General features: G+C 30.5%; 23 protein-coding genes. 9 read left to right on the top strand and 14 right to left on the bottom strand.

Features of this window, described 5'->3' with window-relative positions; genetic code table 11:
* The 11 genes from HOH73_05415 to HOH73_05365 form a co-directional block, all read right to left on the bottom strand.
* The coding region (locus tag HOH73_05415) for a lipopolysaccharide biosynthesis-like protein (protein ID MBT5828295.1) at positions 1 to 128 on the bottom strand (128 nt) is incomplete at its 3' end.
* Positions 129 to 209: 81 nt separating this feature from the next.
* Positions 210 to 1,094 (bottom strand): glycosyltransferase family 2 protein, encoded by an 885-nt coding sequence (locus HOH73_05410; GenBank protein ID MBT5828294.1) that lies wholly within the window; start codon positions 1,092 to 1,094, stop codon positions 210 to 212.
* 21 nt (positions 1,095 to 1,115) lie between these two features.
* Positions 1,116 to 2,030, bottom strand: coding sequence for a glycosyltransferase family 92 protein (locus HOH73_05405; protein MBT5828293.1), 915 nt, complete (start codon positions 2,028 to 2,030; stop codon positions 1,116 to 1,118).
* Positions 2,031 to 2,146: 116 nt separating this feature from the next.
* On the bottom strand, positions 2,147 to 3,205 hold the full coding sequence (locus tag HOH73_05400; GenBank protein ID MBT5828292.1) for a glycosyltransferase family 4 protein: 1,059 nt from the start codon (positions 3,203 to 3,205) through the stop codon (positions 2,147 to 2,149).
* 20 nt (positions 3,206 to 3,225) lie between these two features.
* Positions 3,226 to 4,407, bottom strand: coding sequence for a methionine adenosyltransferase (locus HOH73_05395; protein ID MBT5828291.1), 1,182 nt, complete (start codon positions 4,405 to 4,407; stop codon positions 3,226 to 3,228).
* A gap of 283 nt (positions 4,408 to 4,690) precedes the next feature.
* A complete protein-coding gene (rfbD, locus tag HOH73_05390; GenBank protein MBT5828290.1) occupies positions 4,691 to 6,418 on the bottom strand; it encodes a dTDP-4-dehydrorhamnose reductase in 1,728 nt (575 codons plus the stop codon).
* The gene (locus HOH73_05385; GenBank protein ID MBT5828289.1) at positions 6,402 to 7,295 is read right to left on the bottom strand and encodes a glycosyltransferase family 2 protein; all 894 of its coding nucleotides are present in this window, start codon (positions 7,293 to 7,295) and stop codon (positions 6,402 to 6,404) included. Before HOH73_05385 ends, rfbD begins: the two co-directional genes overlap by 17 nt.
* Positions 7,295 to 8,278, bottom strand: a complete 984-nt coding sequence (gene rfbB, locus HOH73_05380; protein ID MBT5828288.1) for a dTDP-glucose 4,6-dehydratase — start codon at positions 8,276 to 8,278, stop codon at positions 7,295 to 7,297. The genes HOH73_05385 and rfbB overlap by 1 nt, the downstream gene beginning before the upstream one ends.
* A 20-nt stretch (positions 8,279 to 8,298) precedes the next feature.
* Positions 8,299 to 8,850, bottom strand: a complete 552-nt coding sequence (rfbC, locus tag HOH73_05375) for a dTDP-4-dehydrorhamnose 3,5-epimerase (GenBank protein ID MBT5828287.1) — start codon at positions 8,848 to 8,850, stop codon at positions 8,299 to 8,301.
* Positions 8,851 to 8,853: 3 nt separating this feature from the next.
* Positions 8,854 to 9,744, bottom strand: coding sequence for a glucose-1-phosphate thymidylyltransferase RfbA (gene rfbA, locus HOH73_05370; protein MBT5828286.1), 891 nt, complete (start codon positions 9,742 to 9,744; stop codon positions 8,854 to 8,856).
* A gap of 14 nt (positions 9,745 to 9,758) precedes the next feature.
* On the bottom strand, positions 9,759 to 11,528 hold the full coding sequence (locus HOH73_05365) for an ABC transporter ATP-binding protein (GenBank protein ID MBT5828285.1): 1,770 nt from the start codon (positions 11,526 to 11,528) through the stop codon (positions 9,759 to 9,761).
* 191 nt (positions 11,529 to 11,719) lie between these two features.
* Between HOH73_05365 and HOH73_05360 the strand changes: the two genes are divergently transcribed.
* The 5 genes from HOH73_05360 (at position 11,720) to HOH73_05340 (ending at position 18,713) form a co-directional block, all read left to right on the top strand.
* Positions 11,720 to 13,774: a hypothetical protein gene (locus tag HOH73_05360; protein ID MBT5828284.1), complete on the top strand. Its 2,055-nt coding sequence runs from the start codon at positions 11,720 to 11,722 to the stop codon at positions 13,772 to 13,774.
* Between the two features lie 57 nt (positions 13,775 to 13,831).
* Positions 13,832 to 15,421: a hypothetical protein gene (locus HOH73_05355; protein MBT5828283.1), complete on the top strand. Its 1,590-nt coding sequence runs from the start codon at positions 13,832 to 13,834 to the stop codon at positions 15,419 to 15,421.
* Between the two features lie 66 nt (positions 15,422 to 15,487).
* Positions 15,488 to 15,835, top strand: coding sequence for a hypothetical protein (locus HOH73_05350; protein ID MBT5828282.1), 348 nt, complete (start codon positions 15,488 to 15,490; stop codon positions 15,833 to 15,835).
* A gap of 74 nt (positions 15,836 to 15,909) precedes the next feature.
* A complete protein-coding gene (gdhA, locus tag HOH73_05345; GenBank protein MBT5828281.1) occupies positions 15,910 to 17,247 on the top strand; it encodes an NADP-specific glutamate dehydrogenase in 1,338 nt (445 codons plus the stop codon).
* 221 nt (positions 17,248 to 17,468) lie between these two features.
* Positions 17,469 to 18,713: a hypothetical protein gene (locus tag HOH73_05340; GenBank protein MBT5828280.1), complete on the top strand. Its 1,245-nt coding sequence runs from the start codon at positions 17,469 to 17,471 to the stop codon at positions 18,711 to 18,713.
* Between the two features lie 267 nt (positions 18,714 to 18,980).
* Here HOH73_05340 and HOH73_05335 read toward each other — a convergent pair whose 3' ends face one another.
* Complete coding sequence (locus HOH73_05335; GenBank protein ID MBT5828279.1) at positions 18,981 to 19,859, bottom strand: cation diffusion facilitator family transporter; 879 nt, start codon at positions 19,857 to 19,859, stop codon at positions 18,981 to 18,983.
* A 67-nt stretch (positions 19,860 to 19,926) separates the two neighbouring features.
* Here HOH73_05335 and HOH73_05330 point away from each other — a divergent pair, with 67 nt between their 5' ends.
* Positions 19,927 to 20,925 (top strand): metal-dependent hydrolase, encoded by a 999-nt coding sequence (locus HOH73_05330; GenBank protein MBT5828278.1) that lies wholly within the window; start codon positions 19,927 to 19,929, stop codon positions 20,923 to 20,925.
* Here the strand turns inward: HOH73_05330 and HOH73_05325 are convergent.
* Positions 20,922 to 22,175, bottom strand: coding sequence for an impB/mucB/samB family protein (locus tag HOH73_05325; GenBank protein ID MBT5828277.1), 1,254 nt, complete (start codon positions 22,173 to 22,175; stop codon positions 20,922 to 20,924). The two genes, HOH73_05330 and HOH73_05325, sit on opposite strands and share 4 nt — an antisense overlap.
* Before the next feature lie 82 nt (positions 22,176 to 22,257).
* Complete coding sequence (locus tag HOH73_05320) at positions 22,258 to 23,805, bottom strand: SulP family inorganic anion transporter (protein ID MBT5828276.1); 1,548 nt, start codon at positions 23,803 to 23,805, stop codon at positions 22,258 to 22,260.
* Between the two features lie 195 nt (positions 23,806 to 24,000).
* Between HOH73_05320 and HOH73_05315 the strand changes: the two genes are divergently transcribed.
* The 3 genes from HOH73_05315 (at position 24,001) to HOH73_05305 (ending at position 26,698) form a co-directional block, all read left to right on the top strand.
* Positions 24,001 to 24,606: a hypothetical protein gene (locus tag HOH73_05315; GenBank protein ID MBT5828275.1), complete on the top strand. Its 606-nt coding sequence runs from the start codon at positions 24,001 to 24,003 to the stop codon at positions 24,604 to 24,606.
* An 18-nt stretch (positions 24,607 to 24,624) separates the two neighbouring features.
* Positions 24,625 to 25,257, top strand: coding sequence for a hypothetical protein (locus HOH73_05310; GenBank protein MBT5828274.1), 633 nt, complete (start codon positions 24,625 to 24,627; stop codon positions 25,255 to 25,257).
* A gap of 757 nt (positions 25,258 to 26,014) precedes the next feature.
* Positions 26,015 to 26,698, top strand: coding sequence for a hypothetical protein (locus tag HOH73_05305; protein ID MBT5828273.1), 684 nt, complete (start codon positions 26,015 to 26,017; stop codon positions 26,696 to 26,698).
* Positions 26,699 to 26,738 lie beyond the last annotated feature (40 nt).

The raw sequence follows: 26,738 nt of genomic DNA, 5'->3' as shown, positions 1-26,738 counted from the left end.
TCTTTTAAATCTCCATCCGAAACAAAAATAATTTCAGAATATTTTCTTAACTCCTTAAGATAATCTATAACATAATCATCTATGATATTCTGTTTATCAAAATGAGCAAATATTGTAATTCTTTTCATAAGTAATTTATTTTATATTAAAATGCGCTAATTTTGCAACAAAGTTATAGTTAATAAATTTAAACTTAAACATATATAATCTTATTTTAATTTTTTGAACAAGAGCAAATTAGATATCCCCCCTTTAGCCCTGGCAAATCTTATAATAAATCTTCTAAAAGAAAAACATGCTAGATATAAGAAGGAAGATAATAGCTGAAAAACAAGACTAATAAATATATCTATATTTGCTTTACCCCTCTTTCTTTTTAAATAAACCCTACTCCAGCCCATATGACTATATCTTTTATATAGTAACAAATATTTTTCTAGCATGCCTTTTGTCTTAGTTGCACTATGTTCCTGGTGATACACAAAAGCCGTTTTGACTTGGATAATTTTATATTTATTAGCAATAACCCTATCACATAATTCTTCATCTTCGCCATATAAAAATAAATTTTCATCAAAAAAACCAAGCTTAATAAAAACAGACATATTAAGTAGCATATACCCCCCACAAATAAAGCTTGTTTCGATCAAATCTTGATTTTCTTTTATTATCTCTACTGTCTTTTTGTGATTATTTACCGCATTAATAATCTCATCTTTACTTGGATCTATTTTTTTTACATCAAATGCCCCAGCTAAAGCAATATTCTTATCTTTTTCCATATAATGGATTAACTTTTCTAACGCATCACCAATAATAAATGCATCTGGATTTAACAAAAAAGCATATTTTGTTTTAATCCTAGCAAGAGCAATATTATTTGCTCTGCCAAAGCCAATATTTTTAGGTAACTTTATTAACTCTATTTCTTTGTTGGAATATTCATCTGCAATAATATTCTCTAAATTATCCCTACTATCATTATCAATAATAATAATTCTAAAGCCCTTATTAATAATCTTCTCTAGTGCTTTTGATATAATGTGAGCACTCTTATATGTGACAATTATAATTGTAACTAGATTATTATTCACAGATAATCGTACAAATATTTATTATTTAAAAAATTTAGATACATAATTTTGGTATTTCTTTAGTCTTGATCTAATTTTATGCAACACTGTTTTACCACTATAAGTTTTAGCAGCTTTACCATTATAAAAGTCTCGCTGATATAAAGACGAATTCATTGATTTGTAACCATTTACAACGTAATCAGACAATCTTGAATCTTGTTTTATGTAACTTAGGCATTCAGTATTTTTCTGTTTGATTTCATCATATGTTTTTCTTAAATTACCCTTCTTATACTCTTCATATGCTTGCCTAATATGCGCTCCAATAGTATAGTTAAATCTAGGGTTCCTCTCTAATGCTTGCGCCCCATTTATAATCTTTTTCTTATAATGATTATATGACCTGACTGAAAAGTGAAATATAGTAATCTGAGTGGATATTTTAGCTTTACGAAAAAATGGAAACATTTTTACATTATGATTACCTTTATAAATTTTTTTATATCCTTTTGCTGCAAACATACATTTAAAAGGTCCTGAGGCTTTACCGGAAATATATTTGGGTATTTTAAATTCCCCTTCATAATCGACAGGATCAGAATGTAGAGCACATACAAATAAAACCTTAGTATTATCAATATAAGGTAATGCTAATTTTAGATTTCCTGAATCTGAATACCAAAACTCATCAGCATCAGAATTAATAATCCAGTCAGCATCATATTGCTTTCTAGCAATTTTAATCATTTTATCAACCCATTTATCCTGATTGTAATTATGATCTTTTTCTTCTATTAAATGTAGTACGCCTTTCTCCTGATACTTCAAAAAGATATCTTTTGTTTTATCGGTAGAGCCATTATCAGTTGCAATAAAAAAATCTACACCATGACTCAAATGAAATTTAATATGCTGATCTATTATGTCCTCCTCGTTACGAGCAAGAATTGTCATAACTAGCTTTCTTTTGAGCTGGTCTTTTAGCATATAAAAAAGTGAATAATTGAAAACAGTATAAATTAAGAAACTTCAATAACCAACTATTATTTCAAGCTACCAATTCCATTTTTCTACTTGTGTAAAAGAGTTAACAAATTCTCCTCAACTATCTTTAAAGAGAAATTTTCTTCTAAGGTTTTTTTAGCATTTTTAATAACATTATTTCTAGCCTCAAAGCTTAAATCATAGCATCTAAGCATTTCATTATGTAAACTAACAAATGATTTAGAATCATTATATAAAAAGCCATTATATTTATGCTCTATAATCTCTTTTAACCCACCAACATTTGAGCTTATCACAAACTTATTATGTTGAAATGCTTCCAATATAACTAGGCCAAATGCCTCCTTATTAGAGGAGTGAACTAGAACATCTATTTGCTGAAAAAACTTTTTGATATTTTCCTGATGACCAAGAAATACTATCTTATCTCCTAAATTATGCCTAGTTACATAATTTTTTAAGTAAGCATCTTCGGGCCCCTCTCCTGCAATTAATAATTTAGATTTGCTCACTTTTTTAGAAAATAGGGCAAAAGCTTTAATAGCCGTTATAATGTTTTTTTCTGCTGATAACCTCGATAATGTGCCAAATATGACATCTTTATTTTGATTAACAATTTGATTTTTAAAAGTTATTTTACCTAGCGAAATTCCATTATAAATAACTTTAATCTTCTCATGATTTATATGTGGGTATTTTTTAATTATCTTAGCTTTTAAATGCTGTGCTACAGTTATGATATAATCAAAATTGATTAGTCTTTTAGGGTTGCCACCATGACTAACTGCAATAGTTTTAAATGAAGCTTTTCTTATTAGTAATTTATATAAATTTAATAAAGCAAAACATCTACCATTATGCGCAAATATTAATTTAGGCTGATATTTTCTAACTAAAAAAGCGAATTTAACAAAAGCGAAAAAATCAAAATGACCTTTAATATTTAAGATTTCATATTTTATATTTTGCTGCTTTAATTCTTTAATATGCACAAAGTTTTTAGATACTAAACATATAAGTTCATATTTCTTAGCTATAATTTTGCTATAGTCTAAATACATATTTTCAAGACCACCATTAATATTGCTTTGTACAAGATTAAATATGACTTTCTTTTTGTGCATCTTTATTTTTATTTATAAAATTAAGCAACAGAGCTTTTATAATGCTCAACTATGTTTGAAGTTTCAAATAAATCTGTTTTTTCCCAAGCGAAAGCTCCATTATTAGCATTATAATTTCTACCAAAATGGCCATAACTAGCAGATTGCAAATAAATAGCTTGGTTTAAATTTAGCTTTTCTCTAATAGCTTTTGGGGTTAAATCTATTTTTTGTTTTATTAATTCCACAATTTTTTGATCTGAAATTTTGCCTGTACCGTAAGTGTCAACATAAATTGAAACTGGCTCAGCTACACCAATAGCATATGATAATTGAATTAAGCATTTATCCGCTAATTTACTTGCAACAATATTTTTAGCTAAATATCTCGCAATATAAGCTGCTGATCTATCCACCTTAGTTGGGTCTTTCCCTGAAAAAGCTCCACCACCATGCGGTGCCGCACCTCCATAAGTATCGACTATAATTTTTCTTCCAGTAAGACCAACATCACTTTCAGGCCCACCAATAACAAATTTACCAGTTGGATTAAATAAAAATTTTGTTTCACTAGTAATTAAGTTTTTAGGCACAGATTTATAAATAATTGGCTTTATTTGCCTAACTATATCATCTTGGGAGATGCTTTCTGCATGCTGTATTGAAAGTAATATAGTATCAACATAACTTATTTTACCATTATTATCATAAGCTAAGGTTACTTGACTTTTTGCATCAGGGCCAAAACCAATTATAGTGTTCTTTGCTTTCTCAGTATAAATATTTTCTAAAATTTTATGCGCAAAAATTATCGCAGCAGGCATATATTCTGCGGTTTCATTAGTTGCATAACCAAACATTATGCCCTGATCACCTGCACCCTCACTAATTCGATCACCCGCATCTACACCTATTGCTATATCTGCTGATTGCTCATTTAACAAAAACTCAATTCCTATATTTTTTGCTGAGAATTTACCTTTAATATAACCTATATCAGCTATTAAAGCTCTAATTTCACTTTCCAATTCTTCATGACTTGGAGTAAAATTCGCTCTTATTTCCCCTGCAACCACTACTTTATGAGGTGTAACTAAAGTTTCAGCTGCAACTCTTGCCTCACTATCTTTAGCTAAAAAATAATCTAATACTAAGTCTGAGATTTGATCTGCTATTTTATCTGGATGTCCTCTGGACACAGATTCTGATGTAAATAATTTCATAATTTGATAAAAATTACATTTTAATGCTTTATTAATTATATACAAGATTATAAAATTATACTAAAATAATCTTTTAGTTTTACACTTATCTGTGAAAAAGCTATACACTGCTTTAGCAAAAAAGTTATCAAATAAGCTTTTTATAATTCAATGTTTTTTTGTTTTTAATTATAAATTGTCAATTATGTATTTTATTAATAAACAGCCTCTTCCCTTTGTATTATTATGCAAAATATATCCTTTTCTTTTAAATTCTAATTATAATGTGCTACTTAGCAAATCTTCAAAAATATTTAACTTTCTCAATCTCTGTTATTTTTGCTTCTTTGGAAAAACAATCTCTACCTAATAAATTTGCTATTGAGCCAATTGCTATAGCTAATCTAATAACAGCTTGCTTTGGTTGTAGCTTAAATAAATATAATATGCTTAAAGCAAAGCGGTGTAAAATTTTTAGCCAAATTTTAATTATATTTTTTTTCTGCCTTTTTAAATAAGTTTTACCCCAACCCTGATGCCAATATCTAAAAAACAATAATTTATAATCTTCAAAAACATTCTTAGTCGCTACTGAATGTTGGTTTGCATGATAACAAAATGAATATTTAGAAATTGCGTTCTCAAAACCATTATTTAATGCAAGAGCAGATATTTGATCATCTTCTCCATATAAGAAAATTTTACTGTCAAAAAAACCTATATTTCTGTATATATTCATATTCATTAACATAGCCCCACCACACAAATATGATTTTTTTTCTATTTCTAATGACTCATTATTATTATTTTTACCAATCAAGTTTTCATTAGTAAATATAGGGTTAAGCAGCGCAATATTTTGCTTCTGCTCTGCTATTTTTACCATTAAATCAAGAGAATGTGGCATCATTATTGCATCAGGGTTTAGCAAAAATGCATATTTTGTATTAACCCTCTCCAAAGCTAAATTATTTGCTCTACCAAAACCAATATTATATTTTAATTTTATCAATTCGATATTACTAGATTTGCAGTTTTTATCCAAAACATCTTCAATATTATCTTTACTACCATTATCAACAATAATAATTCTATAACCTTGTTTAATTATATGTTGCAAAGCATCTATTACAATATGAGCGCTTTTATAAGTTACTATAATTACAGTAAGTTGCTTGTAATTATCAGTTATCTCAATTGCAAAATCTTTTTTTATTTTACCACTATCCAAAGCGCCATTCAAAGGTCTTGCTGCTTTCGTTTTAAATTCACTACTTGTAACTGGAATTATTTTTAAATTCTCTTTAGAGATAATCTTTTTACTTAATTCACAGTAAGAATAAAAGTTTTTATTTGCTAAATGATATATAGCTGATTTAAATTTGCTTTGCTCTTCAATCTTTTTTATTATTTCAAATGTATTAAATGCAATATCATAGCTATTGGTTGGATTGGTAATTTGGTCATTTACTATTTTTAGCTCTTTTCTACTTTCTGCTAATTTTCTAATTTTAGCGACAAAATTATTTTCCTTATTAAGATTAAAAACCGTAGCTACACGAAAAATCAAATAAGCACATTTTGACTTTTCTATTGCTTGCTCTCCTAATAATTTGCTTTTCCCATAATATGATAATGGTTTAAGATTTTTGTTATTAGTTTCTTTGTAAGGCTTATTACCCTCACCATCAAAGACATAATTTGTTGAATAATGTATTAACCTTATATTGTGCTCTTTACAATATTCTGCTAACAACTTTACTGCTAGATGATTAATATTATTTGCTCTTTCTTGCTCCTCTTCTGCTTTATCAACTTCATTATAGGCGGTAGCATTTATAATATAATCAGCTGGTGCTAAATTTTTTAATTTATGCTTTAGTGATCCAAGATCTGCAAAATCAAACTCTTTACTAGAATAATAATTAAAAGAAAATTCTTTTTGCTGCGCTAAGATTAAGCGAAGCTCTGTTGCAACTTGACCATTTTTACCAAAAATTATGATGTTTTTCATTTTAAAACTTTCTTCCATTACCATTATTATCAAAAGCAGACTTGCCCATTAAATAAGCAAAAGAGCCACTAATTACTGCCTTTTCCTTATTAGTTAATTTTCTAAAATTAAATAATTTAACTATAAAAATAATCATAATTCTAATAATATTTTTAGCAGCATTGAATTTTGCTATAAATTTATTATGTACACACTCACTATAATAACATTTACTATAGCCAAATCTATGCCAATTAATAGCTTTGTTCATACTACTATCTATTTCCTTGGTTGAATTTCCACTTAAGTGAATTTGCTTAGAGTTTTTAACTACTATAATTTTATAATTTTCTTTATTCATCCTTTTACATAATTCATTATCTTCACAATATAAAAAGAAACCATCATCAAACAAACCAATTTCCCTAAAAATATTAGTTTTGCCGAGCATAAAGCAGCCACTGATAAATTTAGCCACAAAATATAATTTCTCTTCTCCAATATAATTTTTTTCAGCTATTAAATCGGCTTCTACATTAGCAATATCATATTTATTATTTAATTTAGCGCCATAAGCTCTAGCCCCAGCAAGGGCAATATTTTCATCTAAATTAATTACTTTTATTAACTCTAAAATTGAATTATTATCAATAAAACAATCAGGATTTATTAGGGCAAATAAATCTGTTTTTACTTGCTTAAAAGCAATATTGTTTGCTCTTGCAAAACCTATGTTTTTTTTATTTTCAATTAAAGTAATATTTGGATATTTCTGTTTAATAATTGCTATAGTATTATCTGTACTACCATTATCTGAAATAATAACTTTATATTTTTCTTGATCAATTTTACTTAAAGCTAGGTCAATGATTTGCTCACTATTATATGTAACAAATATAAAGGTAAGTGCTGCCATTAAGCTAAAATATCTTTAATTAACCTTAAAATACCTTGACGAAAATTTATCTGCAACTCAAAACCTAGCTCTTGCTCAATTTTATTTGAATTAATTGCATATCTAAGATCATGCCCTTTACGGTCTGTTACATAAGTAATTTGCTTTTTGTAGGATAAACCATCTTTTTTAGGATAATTTTCATCTAAAGTTTCACAAATTATATTTACAACTTCATTATTATTTAATTCGCAATTACCTCCAATGCAATAAGTCTCACCTATTTTACCTTGGTTTAAAATCAAATGTACCGCCCTATTGTGATCATCTACATGTATCCAATCTCTAACATTCTTACCATCGCCGTAAATTGGAATATCAAGACCATTAACTGCTTTCCTTATTATAGTTGGAATTAATTTTTCTTCATGCTGCCTTTCACCATAATTATTACTGCAATTACTAATAGTTATAGGTAAATTATAAGTTCTAAAATAACTTCTAACTAAATGATCACTTGCTGCCTTAGAAGAAGAATATGGTGATGAAGGATTATAAGCGGTTAATTCAGAAAATTTACTTCCATCATTTAAAGGCAAATCACCAAACACTTCATCTGTAGATATATGATGAAAATGAAATTTATTATTTTCCTTAAAATATCTCAAACTAGCTGCAAGCAAAGAAAATGTGCCATTAATATTAGTTTCTATAAATTCAGTTGGATTTTCTATTGAATTATCTACATGGCTTTCCGCGGCAAAATGTACTAATTTATCAATTTTATGAGTAAATAATAATTCCTCAACTAATTTTTGTTCATTAATGTCAGCTACCACTAATTCATAATCTCCATTTATCCAATTGATATTCTCTTTTTTACCAGCATAAGTTAATTTATCTAAAATAATTACTTTATTACCCAATTTAGCTTGCTGCGCCACAAATGAGCTGCCAATAAAACCGGCTCCACCGGTAACTAATAAATTTTGTGTTTTTTGCATAATTTAGTTACTTATTATTTTTAAAAAAATACTGGATTTTTTATATATTCTTGTAAAGTCTGTTGTTTTTTATCACGCTTGGAAATTTGCGCATCAGCAACAGGCCAGTTTATATTTATCTCTGGGTCATTCCACATAATTCCGCCCTCTCCTTCTGGGTTATATTCCCCGCCAGTGATTTTATAATATAAATCAGCTGGTTCATCTGATATAGCACAAAAGCCATGCGCAAATCCAGCTGGAATCCATAGCAAAGTTTGTTGATCTAAATTAAGGCCAAACCATTTGCCAAAAGTTTTAGAATTAACCCTTAAATCTACGGCTACATCAAAAACTTCACCTTTAGTGCAACCAACCAACTTACCTTGAGCGGGTGCAAACTGATAATGTAAACCTCTAACTACATTTTTTTCTGATCTAGAGTGATTATCTTGTACAAAATTTGTAGGTAAATGATGTTTCTTAAAATCTGCTAATTTAAATCTCTCAATAAAAAAACCTCTATCATCACCATATTTTGCTAATTTGATAATTTTTAAATCTGGAATAAAGCAATCTTCAACTTTTAACATAATTTAACTATTTAACAAAATTACCTTTCTTAAGTAATCTCCGTAGCTATTACCTATTTTGAATTTATTTGCTAACTCTTCTAATTGAGCCAAATTAATAAAGCCCCTATTAAATGCCACTTCTTCTATACAACCTATTTTTATAGCCTGACGATTTTCTACCACTTCAATAAATTGTGAAGCCTGATAAAGCGAATTATGCGTGCCAGCATCAAGCCAAGCAAAACCACGATTCAAAGTAATAACTTTTAATTTTTGGGCTTTTAAATAATGATTATTAATATCTGTAATCTCCAATTCCCCCCTATCTGATGGCTTAATATTTTTTGCGATATCAACTACTTGATTATCATAAAAATACCAACCAGTAACTGCAAAATTTGATTTAGCTTTAGCTGGTTTCTCTTCAATCGACAATGCCATATTATTATTATCCAATTCCACCACACCATAGCGCTCAGGGTCTGACACTTGATAAGCAATAACATAAGCGCCATCCACATTTTGGCTAGCTGACTTAAATTTGTGATCAACTTCTTTACCGCTCACTTCGCTGCCATAAAAAATATTATCACCTAAAATCAAACTAACATTATCATTCCCAATAAAATCGGCGCCAATTATAAACGCTTCTGCAATGCCATTAGGCCTATCTTGTATTTTATAGCTTATATTTACGCCTATAGCACTACCATCACCAAGTAACTCTCTAATTCTTGGCGTATCTTCTGGCGTACTAATAATTAAAATATCTTTAATACCAACATTGATTATATTACTTAAGGGGTAATATATCATTGGCTTATCATAAACTGGTAATACTTGTTTACTTGTGATGTTGGTTAAGGGAGCCAATCTGGAACCGCTTCCCCCTGCTAATATTATTGCTTTCATAAAAAATTTAAAAGTTAATTATCAAGGTCTGTTACTAATGCAAATTGCTTCTCATATAAATTAGCATAATCTCCCTTTTTCTCAATTAATTCTTTATGCGTTCCCTCTTCTGTAATTTCACCATTCATAACCACACAAATTTTATTAGCATGCATCACAGTTGACAAGCGGTGCGCTATGACAATAGTGGTTTTACCTTTCATTAATTTTTGCAAAGCATTTTTAACTAAATGCTCAGAAATAGGATCTAAAGCCGAAGTTGCTTCATCTAATAATAATATTGGCGAATTATATAATACAGCTCTGGCAATTGCTATTCTTTGTCGCTGCCCGCCAGACAACATAATACCATTTTGCCCAACTAAACTATGATATTTATCTGGCAACTCATTAATAAATTCATGTGCCTCTGCTATTTTAGCGGCTTCTTCTATCTCTTTTTCTGTTGCTCCAGAATTTCCATATCTAATATTTTCTAAAATTGTATCATCAAAAAGCATTACCTCTTGATTTACTACAGACATTGCGCTTCTAAGTGACTTTAGACTAATATTCTTTAAATTATGTCCATCTAAACTAATTTTACCTGATTTAGGGTCATAAAATCTAAGCATCATACTCATAATAGTTGACTTACCTCCACCAGAAGGACCGACTAATGCAACCATTTCTCCTGGCTTAACTTCTAAATTAATACTATTTAGTGCTGTTCTGTCTTTTGTGTAATTAAATATAACATTTTCGAATTTTATATTACCTTTAGGGTCTTTTAATTTTTTAGCATTTTTTTTATCAGTAATAGCTGGCTTTTTATCTATTTCTTCAAAATATCTTTCTGTAGCACCAAGACCTAATTGAATACCACTATTCATACCAGATACAGATTTTAAAGGCTTATAAGCCATCATCATGGCTGTAAAAAATGAGAAAAATGCACCTGGCGTAGTTTCGCCATTTAAAACTTGAAAACCACCATACCAAATTACTGCAGCCACACCAACACCACCTAGCATCTCAACAAATGGTGAAGAAATAAGCGACAATCTTGATATTTTTCTACCCAATTTAGTAATACCAAAAATGATATTGGACATTCTCTTTGCTTCAAATTCTTCACAATTATATGCTTTTACTAGCTTGCCATACTGCAAACTATCATCCATTTGCGAAATAAATTTTTGCGCCATAGCCTGGTCACCAAAAGATAAATGTCTTAGTTTCTTACCAATTAAATAAACTGGATAGACAGCTAATGGAAAGCCAATAAAAGCAATCAAAGCAAGCTCTAAACTTTGATAAAACATAACCCCTACAAGAGCCACCAAGGTAATTAACTGCTTAAAAAAGCCATTCACAAAAGTTGAAATACCACCTGTTATTCTGTTAATATCCATCATTATTCTCGAGATCATTTCACCAGATGAGGTGCGGTTTAAAGTAGAAATATCACAATAAACAAAGTGGCGATAAAGCACATTCCTAAGACTTGCCGTTATATCTAGATTGATATAGCTCATAATGAGCAATTGGAAATAACTAGATAGTGCTTTAACAATAGTAATCAACATAATTACAACTGGTATTACAACTAAAAGAGCCGTATTTTGCTTTACAAATACTTCATCTAAAGCGGGTTTTACCATATAAGCATGACCTGCTGTGGTCGCCGCTACTATGATCATTAAAAAAATAGAGAAAAAGAACCTAATCTTGTGCGGCAAGACATATTCTTTGAACAGTCTTTTGCTGAGGTAAAAATTATCTTTGTAATTTGGTTGTTCCATACTGTTTTTTTTAAATAAAAAATTATAATAGTAATTTCTATATTTTTTGCAATCATTAGTTATTTCTACTAACTTTTATATTTCTTTAAGTCATTAGCTATTTAAAATAACCCTAGCTTGATCAGTTTAAGTCTATATGTTACTATTAACATACAAATAGATATTTTATAGCAATTAATATAACCATAGATATGTATGAATCTTACCCTAAACCAATACTAAAAATAATATCAGATTGTTTATTACAGTTAAAAAAAACAACACGCTTTTCTAAAGCGGAAGCTATATTATTAGAAAATAAAATCAAGGAGCTTAAGCCTTTGATAACATTAGAACAGCAAAAAAACAATTCTATGTTTTTATTCCAACAGGCTAATATAGCATTTAGAGAGGTGGCACAAGAATATGAAGAACATGGCCAGGAATTAAAAGCGCTAAAACAACAATTAAGCATAAACGAAACAAGTTTAGCTGAACAATTATATGAAGAGGAAACAAGTAGTTCTAGAGGGAGTCTGTCTCTAGATAGCGAGCAAAATATAGAATATATGCAAGAAATGAAAGAGCTCAAACTAGAAAGAACCAAGCTAAAAATTTCCAATCAAAAAGAAGACTTAGCTAAAAGACAAGAAATGATTACTCAAATAAATCTGAAATATCATAAGTTGAAACAAATAAATGATAGAGCGTATAAAAAACAGCAGAGCGCTCTTGAAACATTTAATAGAAAAGTTGATTTGGTTAAACAAATTTCTCTAATAAAGCATGAATTTACAGATAATGTAAGGGTCGAACTAAGCAACGCTAAACATATTAAAATGCTAGAGAATATTCGTGAAGAAATATCTTTTTTAGAAACGGAATTATTAGAATTTAATCGACAAAAAGAGATGTCAGTACAAGCATTCGTACAAGCAGAAAGTTTAACCAAACAAGCTAGTGCTGATCAATTACTTGCACAAGGAAAACATCAAAGAAAATCTGACTTTTCTTTGAGATCTTTGGCACCAAAAGGTAAAATTGCTTTACTTACTCAACCATCACATCACCCCGTTCAAGCTGACCTTAAAGGAGAAATTAAAAAAAAATTAATCGAGCATCGAGATATTGAATTTCTTATGGTAAATAATACTAGATATTCAATCACACACCTAAAAGAAGGTGACAAGCCAATAGTTAATATCAGACCTAAAATAGATCTTCAGAATCCAACCTTGATGCAACAATTACTAGATGCTGTAAACAAGAAAATAACTACCATAGAAGCAAGAAGAAAAGAACCACAATATTTAGAAAAATCAGCAAGTGAAGAACTCGATAAATCAGAATTTCCCAAGCAAAAACTAATTAAAGAGATAGATAAACTATGTCTTGGCTTATATGATATAAAATATTCAACATTACATGCTGAAGATTTGTATAAATTACCTAATGTAGATTTAGAAATAATAAAAGCACAGCTAAAAAGTGCTCTTACGGCAAAGAAAAACTATGTAGTTAATTTTATTAAAGCGCTTCTTCCAGAAGATGGTAGCGAAATTTCAATTGCTGGCCACACAATTCGAGACCAACAAGTTATTTTTCCTTTCAAAGCAAAGTTAATTGATCCTGTTTCAGGAGATATAACCAGAGAAAATGCCAAAGCAAATCTTAATCAACTAAAACTTACATCTCTAATCAAAATTAAAACTGCCTTAAGTAATAAATTAGAGGAAAAAACACAAAATCATCTTAAAGCAATTGACAAATTGATAGCACAAATACAAATATTGCAAACAAATATTGAAACAGAACTAATAACAATAGACCAAGTTAATGCAGCGCAAGATGTAGCAGGTGGAGGTTATGCATTAAAGCTAGATTTTTTAGAACAACAATTAGCAGAGCAAAAAAGAACCCTTGCTAACATCACAGAAGAATTGCAAACTGCATTAGCAAACAAAGAACAGCTGGTAGAAAAATCTGCAGATCCAGATTTACGGCAAGGATTAGCAGAAGAAGTAAAAATTTTAACCATTGCTAAAAATTATGCCTTAAACACCCTAGAACCCACAACAACAAAGCCAGATGTTCCAGAAGTGCCAAAAGAGAAAGATACACCTATTCAAAAGCCACAAGAAAATTCGCCAAAACCTAATTCTAGGCAAATAAGAAAAGCTACAAGATATGAAAAGGATAAACCAGTCACATTTGAGGAGCGTGAACAAGCTAGGCAAAAAAGCAAGACTCGTTCAATAGAATTATAAAAATATTTAATTCTACTAATTTTTATGTTACACTAAATATAAGAGAGTAATGAGGTAATGATGGCATTTAATGAGAGTGTAAGAACACAATTATCAGATCTAAAAACAAGCTTGGGTGAAATTAAAACAGGCTATTTTAAAGGAAACAGAATAACAAAGACAGCATCAATGCTAATCAGTAAGATAGATAAGGTACCAGCAGATGGTGAGATAACTATAGACATAGCTCTTAAGCTGAGAGAAACTCTTCAAGAACCAATCAACGCCAAACAAGTTGAAAGCCCAAAAAAATATACAGAAGTATCTGAGGCTTTTGAAAGTTTCAAACTTCTAGTAAGCGAAGAAGAACAGCGGATAGAATTAGAAACAAAAATTACTTTATCTCAAGAAATTAATCAGTTATCTGCTCAGCTACCAAACAACCCTATTAGCATTGACCTAAGAGCTCAAACTGTTACAGTAATGCACGCTGAAAGCAATGAGAAAAGCTCCTTAGCAAGATTTTCACTTTCAGATTTATCTACTATAAAACTAGATCTAACAGCAAAAATTACAGCTATAGCTGAATTAAAACAAAATTTAATCGAGCATCAAGATATTGAGTACTTAATGGTAAAGGGCTCTCCATATACAATAACACGCACAAACGAAGCAGGAAAACCAGTAGTTGAAATTAAACCTAGAATAGATACCAATAATCTAGAAAAGATAAATGAATTATTAGATGCTACAAAGCAGACAATAGTAGAAAAATATTCTCTGTTAAGTAGAGCAGAAATAGAGGCACCCTCTAAAAGAGTAAGAATAGAGCCATCTTCTGCATTAGTAGCAGCAAGAAAATTATGGCAGGAAAATCAACTAAAAGCAGAAATTATTGGAAAAATTAGTGCAAATGCTGAAATAGATACTCTAATAACCTCTGATGACTTCTTTAAAATAATAAAGCATGATGATGAAGTCTCTTTCACAAGCATGACAACGGATACAACATCACAGCTAAACTCTGCACCAAAGAAATTATTGGAAAAGCTTAATAGTGCTTTAGATACTGTAATTAAGCAAAAACAAGATATCAGTACTACATCTGAAAGGCAATATCGTGATGATAAAGTTGAAGCTGTATTAGAAAGTTATGCCGAAGAAAACACTCATATAAAAATATGCAAACCAATTACAAGTGACATGGATGAAGATTTTAAAAAAATAATAATTAACCCATATACAGATTCGTTAGCTGAAGGACAAACTTTATTTATCCCAGAACTAACTGGTACATCTGAGCTGGATTCTCACTTTGTATTAAATATAGTAACCAAGGATAGTTCTAACAATATATCCATAAAGCAATATGATCCTTTACATGGTATAGAGGGTGAATTTGATAAATTTCCACCATTACAAGCAAGAGGAACTAATGTAGATTGTGGTCCATTAATATGTGAAGCTGCTTTGCAAATTATATTAGATGGTCAGATTACAAACCCTAATGTAAATATAGACGATTTAAGGGCTGAGCATACAGAAATTTTAGCAGCTGGAGCTGAAGCTACAAAACCAACAAAAACTGCCCTAGGACCTCATACCGCGAAGTTACATGAACAACAAAAGCGAGCAGAAGAAAAAGGGATTAAAACATATCCTATATAAAATAATATTTTGCTACAAAGCTAGAAAATGTTATAGTTAAATTATAAGATATATTTGAGAGATAAGATGAATGATTTTTTTAACAAAATCTTGGTAAAAACCAGTGAGCTATATAACAAAATCACAGGAAAAAACGAAATTAATCCTATCTTTAGTGGTGAAGATCCTCAAGAACATGGAAATTCAGAAAGCTTAGAATCTAGTCGAGGAGATAAAATAATGAAAGGCATGCAATTTCCTAGAGAAAATGAACCCGAAAGCCAATTGGAAAATACAAGAGAGCAAGATGTTTTTCCGAGAGAAGCAGGAGAGATTTTAAAAGGTTTAAAAATAGAATCTTCTATAGCTGGTGATCAAGTATCAGCTCCAAACACACCATCTGAGCCTAGTGCAGGTCGCTCCATTAATCTCTAATGTAAAAAGAGCTAGCAAATAACTAAGTAACTTGCTAAATTAACGTTATTTTAAATAACTGATATCATAAATTTATGTTAAATAACCAAAATAGCTTAAGCAAATATTTAGAAGCGCACCATGCTGGACAAATTGAATTTCATCAGGCAGTAGAAAATTTTTATCAAGATATTGCAGAAATCTATAATGACAACTTAAATTACCAACAAGAAAATATTTTAGCTCGTTTGATTGAGTCTGATCGTATTATAAGTTTCAGAGTGAATTGGCGTGATGATAATGGTATAGTTAGAGTAAATAGAGGCTATAGAGTGCAACAAAATAACGCCCTCGGCCCTTACAAAGGTGGTTTGCGTTTTGACCCTTCAGTTAATCTTAGTATTTTAAAATTTTTAGCTTTTGAACAAATTTTCAAAAACTCTCTTACTAACTTACCTTTAGGTGGGGGTAAAGGTGGCCTTGATATTGATCCAAAAAATTTATCTTTTGCTGAAAAAGAGCGAATTTGCCAAGCATATATGCAAGAGCTACACAAATATATAGGTGAAAACCGAGACATACCAGCAGGTGATATTGGAGTATCTGCTACAGAAGTTGGCTTATTATATGGTCAATATAAAAAAAATACTAATCAAGTTACAGGCAGCTTAACTGGTAAGCCGCTTTTATTTGGTGGTAGCTTGGTAAGAACTGAAGCAACTGGTTATGGCTGTATTTATTTTCTTAAAAATATTTTAGAGGCACATGATCTTGAGCTTAAAAATCAAAACATAACTATTTCAGGAGCAGGTAACGTAGCAATTTTTGCTGCTGAGAAAGCCATTATGGAAGGTGCTACTGTGCTTACTTTATCAGATTCTAAAGGTATGCTTTATTGCAAACATGGCCTTACTTTAGCAGAATTAAATTCTTATAAGGCGGCTAGAGCCAAGGGCAAGAGATTAGCTGATTTTTGTCTTGATAATAAAAATTGTGCATATGTAGAAAAGCAAAAACCTTGGGTTATAGAATGTGATGTTGCAGTGCCATGCGCAACACAAAACGAACTTAATCTTGCAGATGCTAAAATATTAGCTAAAAACGGCTTAAAAGCTGTATCTCCAGGTGCTAACATGCCGTTAACTTCAGAAGCGGCCACATATCTTAGCAACAATCAAGTAATAGTAGCGCCAGCAAAAGCAGCTAATGCAGGTGGAGTTGCGGTGTCTGGTCTTGAAATGAGTCAAAATGCACAACATTTGAGTTGGGAATTTGACGAAATTGACCAAAAACTAAAAAATATTATGTCCAATATTCACGCAGGCTGCATTGCAAATATTAAGCGTGAAAATGGTATTTATCCATATAAGAAAGGAGCAAATATTGCAGCTTTCATTAAAGTAGCAGACGCAACTATTGCACAAGGAAGTTAACATTAATGAAACTGTAACAAATAGGAAATAAATATATTGGCTAAATTAAATGGTTAAGGGCTAATATATAATAAAAGAACCAAGCTTTCTTACTTATAAAGCTAAATAAGACAATAGAACAACACTTAATGAGTTTTTAGCACAAGAAGGTTCTCCAACCATAGCAGAAAATTTTGGAGTTGATGTAAATCAGGCTAACACTTATGGAGTAACACCTTTATATGATTGCAGCACGACAAGGTCAACTCGATGTAGTAAAGCTATTACTAGATAACAGAGTAAAGGTAAATCTGCCTCCAGCTAATGAACCTTTTGGAGGAACAACGCCTTTATTTATTGCAGCACGACATGGTCAACTCGATGTAGTGCAGCTATTACTAGATAACGGAGCAGAGGTAAATCTGGCTCCAGCTAGTGGGGTTTTAAAAGGAGCAACGCCTTTATTTATTGCAGCACAAACAGGTCAACTCGATGTAGCACAGCTATTAATAGAAAGAGGAGCAGTGGTAAATCAGGCTAACACTAATGGAGTAGCGCCTTTATTTATTGCAGCACAACAAGGTCATCTCGATGTAGCTAATTTAATCAAAAAGCAAATAACTAAACAAATCTTACCTAAAATTAACCGAGAGTCTGTATGCTGCATATCTAATGAAGTTATATCTGAAGATGGAACAATAGATAGTGAAATAGCATATTCTACAGGTGGACAACATTTATACAAAAAAACTCAAATAGAAGAATGGCTTAGAAGAGGAGAAGGACAGGCGCTTGATCCAATTACTAGAAAACCTTTTAGAGTAGAAGATTTAATAGACCTAACAGATGAAATAAAACAGCATTTTAAAGCAATAAAGATTCAAGCTTTAGTTAGAGGAAGACAAGGTCGAGATACAGTAAGAGCTTTAACTCAAGAAAGAAGATTACCAGTAGAAGATCTTCAACCAGACTATCCAGCAGAACTAATCACTAAATTAAATGTTTTATTGGAATCAAACTTACCTGATAATATAACTAAAAATGGCGATGGAACATATACATATCATTATGATGCAGGAAATGGAGCAGCTGAATTGGCTGAAAAACCATTACATGAACTTACAGAAAGTGAGTTAACTGAGCTTAATAGTCAAATAGAAGCTAGATTGGCAGGACAGCAAGCAGCAGCACAAGAAGCAGAGCAAGCAGCAGAAGATAGCCAACAAGATCCCACTCATGTTGCAAGACTAGCTGAGCAAAGAGCACAATCGGCAGCAACAAAGATTCAAGCCTTAGTTAGAGGAAGAAAAGGGCGAGAAAAAGCGCAGGAAGCAAAAGCACAAACCGCACAAAACGAAGAACCTGATGATAGCTGGTTATTTGGCCCTGTAGAGCAAAATGAGGTAACAGTGCAAACTGGCCAAACTCGTGCAGCAATGCTAGATGCACAAAGATCTGCAGAATTAACAAAAAGCTGGTCACTATAGCTCAATTTTAGATAAATCATAAAAGTAAAACTCTCTAAATATTTCATCATTTTTAGAGAACTGCTTTATTAGATGAGTGAAATTTATAAATTAATAAACTAGTAACTAACTCTTAAGTTATAACAATATAACAAGGCTCTACTCGCTTATTTTTATATAAAAAAACATAGAAAAAGTAAAATTAGACTATATTAGCATGATTTTTGCTTTTCCAAACTATATAAGCATCTTATAATTTCTGCATATTTTGCCTTACAAATAATCTTTCTAGGCTGGATCTATATGTATAATTACTTCAGCATTATCTGCCAAAGCTTCTATTTTTTTCTCTAAATTATCCGCAACATCATGCGCTTCTTTTAAATTTAAGTTGGCTGACATTTCAATATGAAGTTGCACAAACTTTTTACTACCTGATCTTCTAGTTTTAAGCTTATGGTAATCAATAATATTTTTTTCTTCTTCAATTAACTTAATAATTTTCTCTGTAAAAACAAGAGGTAGCTCTTTATCCATTAAATTATCAAATGCTCTAAAACCAATCTTAAATGCAGCACTTAAAATATAACAACCAATAAAACAAGCCATTAAAGGATCTGAAAAAGCATAATCTGTTTTACTTGCAAAATATAAAGATACAATTATTGAGCCATTAACCACAAAATCTGTTGAATAATGCAATAAATCAGCTTTCAAAATTAATGACTTAGTTTTTTTTGCAATAATAGTTTGAATTATAATAATTGCTAAAGTTGCAAGCATTGATAATAGAATAATTTTGATTCCAATTTCTGCTTCCTGGATAATTTGCGGGTTATTAAACCTTGATGCAGCTTCATAAAACAAAAACAAACCAGATGCTGCTATAAAACTGGCTTGCACTAAACCTACAATATCTTCTATTGAATTATGGCCGAATTTATGATCTCTATCAGCAGGTCTAGCAGCGTAAATGACTGCTAAAATATTTAAAACTGAGATTAAAACATCTAAAGATGAATCTAACAAAGATGATAAAAAGCTAACTGAGTCAGTTGCAAACCAACCATAAGCTTTAAGTAAAACCAAAAAAATTGAAACTAAAATTGAAAAAATTAAGGCTTTGCAATTTAGTTGATAATTATGACTTTGTTTTTTTTTACTCATTGAAAATAATCCTATCTTTATTTTTTATAAACGTAATAATTATTATAGCAAAGAATTTAGTTATATCATGGATCCACTCTCACAAGCATTTTTTGGCGCTGCAGCTGCCACCGCAATTAGTAAAAAAACTGAGCTAAAAAAAGCTTTTTGCTGCGGTATAATTGCAGGGCTTGCCGCTGATTTGGACATATTTATTAAATCTAATACAGACCCCCTACTTGGCCTTGAATTTCATCGCCACTTTACCCACTCACTTTTCTTTATACCATTTGCAGCATTATTAGTGGCAGCTTTTTGCTTTTTATTTTATCGCAAAGATTATAAAAAATTATATTTATATAGCTTTGTTGCTTATGCTACACATGGCTTCTTAGATAGCTGTACCAGCTATGGCACAATGTGGTTATGGCCATTTTATACTAGTAGAATAGCTTTTGATAATATTTCTATTATTGATCCATTATTTACTCTACCCATAATTATCTTAACTATTTTTGCAGTAATAAAAGTAAAACCTAAAATAGCTAAATATGCCTTAATTTATGCGTTTGGCTATTTAGCTCTTGGCTATCTACAAAAATTACGTGTAGAAAATTTTATCACTAATATTGCCAAAGAAAAGCAACAAGTAATTGAAGCTCTAAAGCTCAACCCAACTTTAGGTAATATAGTTTTATGGCGTAGTGTTTATGAAGTAGAAGGAAAATATTATGTCAATGCAGTAAGGCAACCTTTATTTGGTGAAGCTAGAATCTATCAAGGTAAAGTTATCCCTAAATTAAACCTGAATGAATTACTTAAAAATATGCCAAGTGACTCTAAATTAACAAATGATATTTTAAGATTTCACCATTTTTCACAGGGTTTTATTTACTATAATGACCAACAGAAAAATATTATAGCTGATTTAAGATATGGAACTTTACCCAATAATTTAGACTCTCTTTGGGGTATAGAAATAAATAAAGCGCAACCAGATCAACATGCTAAATATTTGTTTTTAAGAAATTTCAATAAAGAGAAAATTAATATCTTTAAAAAAATGCTCCTAAATAAAAAGCTTTAGTTTTTAAATTCTTGCAGGTCAGGAATACGTGTAAAAGCTATTTTGGTACCAGAAAAACTCTCTGCCTGTTCTGGCAAGCCACCCATTATAATACTATCTTTACCAAATTTGTGATTAATGCCATCCATGGCTAATGAGAGTTTTTCAAAAGTTTTTTGCTTTTTGAAAGATGAATCTCCACTTAATTCAAAAAAATTATTTTCTATTTTATCCTCCGCAACTAAATGATCGAAAGTAACTGAGATTTTCTTTATAGCTCTGGGCTTATGTATCTGCACTAATGCCGACCATAATTTACTTGCTTCCCTACTTAAAGTTACATTATCACATGAACGATAAAAACTGGTTTCTAATTTTAACTTTTGCCCATTTTCAATTCTTACCCCTAAAATCATATGTTTAGTATAATATTTTTTACTTCTAAGTCTGGTTGCAGCTTTTAACAATAATTTGCGCATTACATGTCTTGCCTTTACAACTGGACGCCAGCTGGGCTCCAAAACATGGCTATGACCTAATGAACTACAGCTAGTTTGAACATCTGGTAAATTATAACCTCTTAATAAGTACCAAAATCTTTCACCTAAAACACTTCCCCAAATTCTCCTCATATGTTTTGGTTCTAACGTAAAAAGCTGCTTAATAGTAAAAATACCAGCTTTATTTAATCTATGTTCCATCGCCTTACCAATTCCAGTTAAGTCACTTAATTTAAAGTGAGCTATACGCTCTGGCATATCCTTAGCATAAATAACTTGTAAGCCATCTGGCTTTTCTAAATTACTTGCTGTTTTAGCTAAAAATACATTTTCAGCAAGACCAATAGAACAGCGTAAATATTTACCTATATTTTTACTTAAACCTAATTTTATCGCTTTAGCTAGGTTAAGAGCATTAGTTTCATTAGTTTGACTACCTAATAATTTACACGCAACTTCATCAATAGAATATGATTTTTCTATAGGTATATATTTATTAATTTCGTTTAAAATAAGATGGTGATAATGCACATAATTTTCATGCTTACCAACCACACAAATTAAATCTGGACATTTAAGCTTAGCTTCATAAATTTTCATACCTGTTTTGACCCCATAGGCTTTAGCTTCATAGCTAGCCGCAATAGCTGAGGTACTATCTGTTAAGCTTGGAACAATAGCAACTGGTCTGTGCCTTAATAAAGGCTGCAATTGCTGTTCTACACTAGCAAAATAGCTATTTAAATCTAAATAAAGCCATTTAAGTGACATGATTTTTATAATATTATAATGGAATATAGATAATATATTGTAAAACTACTTATCTAAATTGGCAAAATAATTTATATTTTTTTTATGTTGATGATTTTTTAGCTGCAATATAGCTTCGATTCATTACTACTTCATAATGTGGATCTGAAGCTGTAGATCTTTCAATGATGCAGCCTGACTTTTCTAGTAAATTAGCACAATCTGGACTTAGCTTTTTAAATCTAATAACCTTGCCTATTTTACTATATTTCTGTGCTAACTTTTCTAATGCCTCTATACCAGAATGATCCCAAACTCTACTATGCTCAAAATTTACAGTTACATTTTTAGGATCAGTTTTAGGATGAAACAAATCTTTAAATGATGCTACAGAACCAAAGAAAATAGGCCCATATAAATCATATGTTTTAAGTTTTTTTTGGTTATCTCGATCAGTAATTGCTGTAATGTGATGTGCATTATTCCAAGCATAAACTAATGCTGATACAATCACTCCAACAAATACGGCAATTGCTAAATCATAAAATACTGTAGTTGCTGACACTAAAATAATTACAAAAGAATCGCTTTTAGGGATTTTATGCATAATCCGCAAACTAGACCAAGCAAAAGTACCAATAACCACCATAAACATCACCCCAATTAGAGCTGCTATTGGTATTGCTTCTATTATTGGTGCTGCAAACAATATGAAGCTAAGTAAAAACAAAGCGGCTACAATACCTGATAAGCGTTCTCTTGCTCCTGAACTAATGTTAATCATAGTTTGACCTATCATAGCACAGCCGCCCATACCACCAAAAAAACCAGTAATTACATTAGCAAAACCTTGTGCCTTGCACTCTTTGCTATTTTTTCCTCTCGTTTCTGTTATTTCATCAACCAAAGTTAAAGCTAATAAACTTTCAATAAGACCAATACCCGCTAGAATAAAAGCATAAGGAAAAATTATCTTTAAAGTTTCCAAATTAAATGGAACTTGTGGCAAAGCAAAATTTGGTAAGCTTCCTGCAATATTTGCCATATCTCCTACTGTCTTAGTATCAATAGCAAAAAACTTACTTAAAGCGAAAACACTAAAAATAGCAACTAAGGCAGATGGTACTGCTTTAGTAAGCTTTGGTAAAAAGTATATTATAAGCATAGTAAGCAATATTAAGCCAAGCATAATATATAACTCAGACCCAACCAACCAACTTAATTCTCCCATCTGATTTGGCGCTTTATATTGATTTAATTGTGCTAAAAAAATTACAATTGCCAAGCCATTAACAAAACCAAGCATTACGGGATGTGGCACAATACGAATAAATTTTCCCAATCTAAATATACCAGCTAAAATTTGAATTACTCCCATCAAAATTACAGTCGCAAATAAATATTCCACCCCATATGTTTGCACCAAAGAAACCATAACTACAGCAAGCGCACCTGTTGCACCGGAAATCATGCCAGGTCTGCCACCAAAAATAGAAGTAACTAAGCCAACTATAAAAGCTGCATATAAACCAACTAAAGGATGAACATGCGCAACAAAGGCAAAAGCAACAGCTTCAGGTACCAAGGCTAAAGCTACAGTTAAACCAGATAATATTTCTGTTTTTGTTTGTTTTTTAGTTAAGTTTAACATAATGCAAATAAATTTTTAGAATAATTAACAGAAAATTTTAAAAAACCAAGTTTGTTAAAAAAGTTTATTTTATTTATTACCCCCCAAATTTATCAAGAAAATACTCATAAACAACTATACTCACTGTATTTCTTGCATAGGTTGCATAAGGATAATTTTTATGCTATTATTAGTGAAACTTTCAATGAGGCATTAATGAGAAACACCATAACAGCAACAAGAAAATTATATCTAGCAACTGAGAATTCCTTGACCGCTAAAAACCTAAGCTTTGCATTTAGGCAGTTAGAAATTTCACCAGATAATTTTTTTTATAACCTCCCTATATTAGCAAAGTTTGGCAGCATAGGTGAAAAAGAGTTATATAGTTTGTTTCAAGAAGATGCTGCGCAATTAAGTTCATTAAAACAAAAATTTAAAAAAGTTAGTACATGCAACTTAACAACAAGAGCTATTGAACATACAGATTTTCTAAAAACTGATATAGCAGAAATTTATTTAACATCTAGTGGTGAGCTGTTTAAACAAAATATAGATGGCACAGAAGAGTTTGCCGCTAAAAAAGCACATTCAAAACAAATTAGCACAGCACTAAAGCAACCTTATCCCGCTTTTATTGACAGTGGCATAGAAAATATAAAAGCAATCAACCTTCACTTAAATAGCTATAATATGGCTAGTAAAGGCTTAGATGAAAGCCAAATTGAGAAATTAGAGGAAACTCTTTCTAAGCCAAGACAAGATCAAGATTTTTGGCAAAAACATATTACTAAAAATGAAGCATCACAATTAATTAGATAATTTTTAAAATAGGTTAAAATGAGAAATATATTAATAAATCAGCACCGTTCAATCAAAAACATTACAACAAGGGGATCATCAACAAACAATAATGTCGTTTGGCCATTATCTACTAAATTCTCTTTTTCCTTGATCGCTCCACCCGCATTATCAGCACAAGTAGAAGAGTTTCTTGGTAGCAAAACTTACTTAGAAGGCGTTTGTAAATGTAAAAAAATTATCGAATGCACGGACATAAATTCTACATTTAAAAAAACTTATGATTTAAAATCTTCTACTGCATCAAATGATCTAAAAATTATAAAAGCACTAGAAAAATATCAAACTGAAGAAAATAAACTTTTAATATCAGATGAATTTAACCCAGAACAATTAAACACAAATACTTTCTATAATAACCCAAAGCATGCATTACAGGCAATTGATAAATGTGTAAAACACGGCTTACCTTCAGAAATAATCTTACATCTAAATCCAGAATGGCTTGAAAAATTAAAGAGTAAATTACCTAAAACAAATATTGCAGGATTCTTTAATAGTAAAAGTTTTGTCAAATTAAGTGAAATTGCAAAATATGAACAAAAACATAGTAATAGTTTATGGCAAGATTATCTACAAAGTGAAGTAAAGTCACCAGAAATTACACGATAAAATTGCTAATGATTTCACTCGCTTCTTTTACTTGATCTGCCACAAATAAACTATGATTTCAAGCTACTAATTTATAATTTTTACTATTTAAAAAAGCAATTTGCCCTTTGCTATCGATCAGTTTCTAGGCTACACTATATATAAATAATATTTGCTCTGATTCAAAATAATTTAGAGTACACTTAGTTGATCTAATATGATTATTTATAATTTTGTAACTTTCTATATCATAATATTTAATATTCTTAACAATGTTTCTATAAGTTTTGCGATCTGAATTAATAATTTGCTTATAAAATATTTTTGCTAGTTTTTTATTATCGTAAAATAATTGCTTACAAATTGAGCTAGCTAAAATTTAAAAGGGCAAAATAAAACTGAAACAATATTTAAATATATACCTAACCGTTTAACTTTATTAGTTCTAACTAAACTAATTAGCGTGTTAATTAAAATAATTTTTATTAATTGTTCTAAATTAAATCGTTTGTGGCTTTAACTTTTACCAAAACCAGCAAGGTCAAATAAAATTATCCTGTAAGTAGGAAGATATATTAAAATAATCTTGAAAACAGCTATTATCGCTACCCAAACCGTGCATAAGAACTAAGGTTTATCGCTTTTTTCATTAATCACTCGATAAAAAATAGCACTTTTTTCGCTTTTCTAATACATTTAATTTTTAATTTTCTAGCTAGGGTTGTTATTGGTCTAATTTTATGTTATAATATGTTCTAACTAACTTACGGTAATTATCATGAGATCAACTTTAAAATTATTAACAAAAAAACTTCCCAATGCAACTAATATTTCACCTGTTATATTTGGCTTAAAGTTGGAACATGATTTTGTAAAACAATTACAAAATGCATTACAAGGACAAGCCCTACAAATAACAGACCCAGTTATTTATAGACCAGCTTTAGGGCTTGAAACAGTAAAAGGTGAGGTTGACCCAATCATCCATGTTAAAGATGCTTTAAAAAACAGCTCCAAAAAAAGAATTTATATAGATGCTACAAAATTAACTGAAGCCGAAATTAATCAAACTTTACAGCGCGCTAAAACTATTTCGCCAAATAGTAATATTGGGTTATTTAATGCTGACCATATAGATGCTAAAGCAAATAACGCAGTGCCATTGGATAAAATAAAACCATTAATAGAGAAGTTTTGCGGAAAAGAATTTGATAGCAAAACACTGGATGTACTAGCCAGAGGTGATAAAATATTTAACCCAGAAAATAACCCTTTTGCGTCACCAGAAAATATTTCACATACTAGACCAGATCCCTTATCAGCACTTAAAAAAGACTTAGCAAAAGCTCTTACCAGAGAGTTTTCCAGAGTTAAAGAGAAAATTATTTCAGAGCAAGGTCTTAGTTATGTAGAAAAATTAAATGCAGAGAATATCAGAGACGAATCTTCTTTAAAAAGATAAATAAGTTATATATAATATAACTGCTTCATGCTTCATTCAC

The organism is Alphaproteobacteria bacterium (genome assembly GCA_018667735.1).
Taxonomy (GTDB): domain Bacteria; phylum Pseudomonadota; class Alphaproteobacteria; order Rickettsiales; family JABIRX01; genus JABIRX01.
Note: the sequence above shows the minus strand (reverse complement) of the source record. Positions and strands in the feature narration are given on the sequence as shown.

Coding starts and splice junctions, on each gene's coding strand:
- rfbC (MBT5828287.1), bottom strand. CDS start 8,850: ATGTTAAAAGTTGAAGATTGCTTTATTCCAGATTTAAAAATTATCAAA.
- HOH73_05355 (MBT5828283.1), top strand. CDS start 13,832: ATGATGGCATTTAATGAGAGTGTAAGAACACAATTATCAGATCTAAAA.
- HOH73_05315 (MBT5828275.1), top strand. CDS start 24,001: ATGAGAAACACCATAACAGCAACAAGAAAATTATATCTAGCAACTGAG.
- HOH73_05360 (MBT5828284.1), top strand. CDS start 11,720: ATGTATGAATCTTACCCTAAACCAATACTAAAAATAATATCAGATTGT.
- HOH73_05395 (MBT5828291.1), bottom strand. CDS start 4,407: ATGAAATTATTTACATCAGAATCTGTGTCCAGAGGACATCCAGATAAA.
- rfbA (MBT5828286.1), bottom strand. CDS start 9,744: ATGAAAGCAATAATATTAGCAGGGGGAAGCGGTTCCAGATTGGCTCCC.
- HOH73_05330 (MBT5828278.1), top strand. CDS start 19,927: ATGGATCCACTCTCACAAGCATTTTTTGGCGCTGCAGCTGCCACCGCA.
- HOH73_05405 (MBT5828293.1), bottom strand. CDS start 2,030: ATGACAATTCTTGCTCGTAACGAGGAGGACATAATAGATCAGCATATT.
- gdhA (MBT5828281.1), top strand. CDS start 15,910: ATGTTAAATAACCAAAATAGCTTAAGCAAATATTTAGAAGCGCACCAT.
- rfbB (MBT5828288.1), bottom strand. CDS start 8,278: ATGCAAAAAACACAAAATTTATTAGTTACCGGTGGAGCCGGTTTTATT.
- HOH73_05305 (MBT5828273.1), top strand. CDS start 26,015: ATGAGATCAACTTTAAAATTATTAACAAAAAAACTTCCCAATGCAACT.
- HOH73_05335 (MBT5828279.1), bottom strand. CDS start 19,859: ATGAGTAAAAAAAAACAAAGTCATAATTATCAACTAAATTGCAAAGCC.
- HOH73_05340 (MBT5828280.1), top strand. CDS start 17,469: ATGATTGCAGCACGACAAGGTCAACTCGATGTAGTAAAGCTATTACTA.
- HOH73_05325 (MBT5828277.1), bottom strand. CDS start 22,175: ATGTCACTTAAATGGCTTTATTTAGATTTAAATAGCTATTTTGCTAGT.
- HOH73_05400 (MBT5828292.1), bottom strand. CDS start 3,205: ATGCACAAAAAGAAAGTCATATTTAATCTTGTACAAAGCAATATTAAT.
- HOH73_05320 (MBT5828276.1), bottom strand. CDS start 23,805: ATGTTAAACTTAACTAAAAAACAAACAAAAACAGAAATATTATCTGGT.
- HOH73_05385 (MBT5828289.1), bottom strand. CDS start 7,295: ATGGCAGCACTTACCTTTATATTTGTTACATATAATAGTGAGCAAATC.
- rfbD (MBT5828290.1), bottom strand. CDS start 6,418: ATGGAAGAAAGTTTTAAAATGAAAAACATCATAATTTTTGGTAAAAAT.
- HOH73_05350 (MBT5828282.1), top strand. CDS start 15,488: ATGAATGATTTTTTTAACAAAATCTTGGTAAAAACCAGTGAGCTATAT.
- HOH73_05310 (MBT5828274.1), top strand. CDS start 24,625: ATGAGAAATATATTAATAAATCAGCACCGTTCAATCAAAAACATTACA.
- HOH73_05365 (MBT5828285.1), bottom strand. CDS start 11,528: ATGGAACAACCAAATTACAAAGATAATTTTTACCTCAGCAAAAGACTG.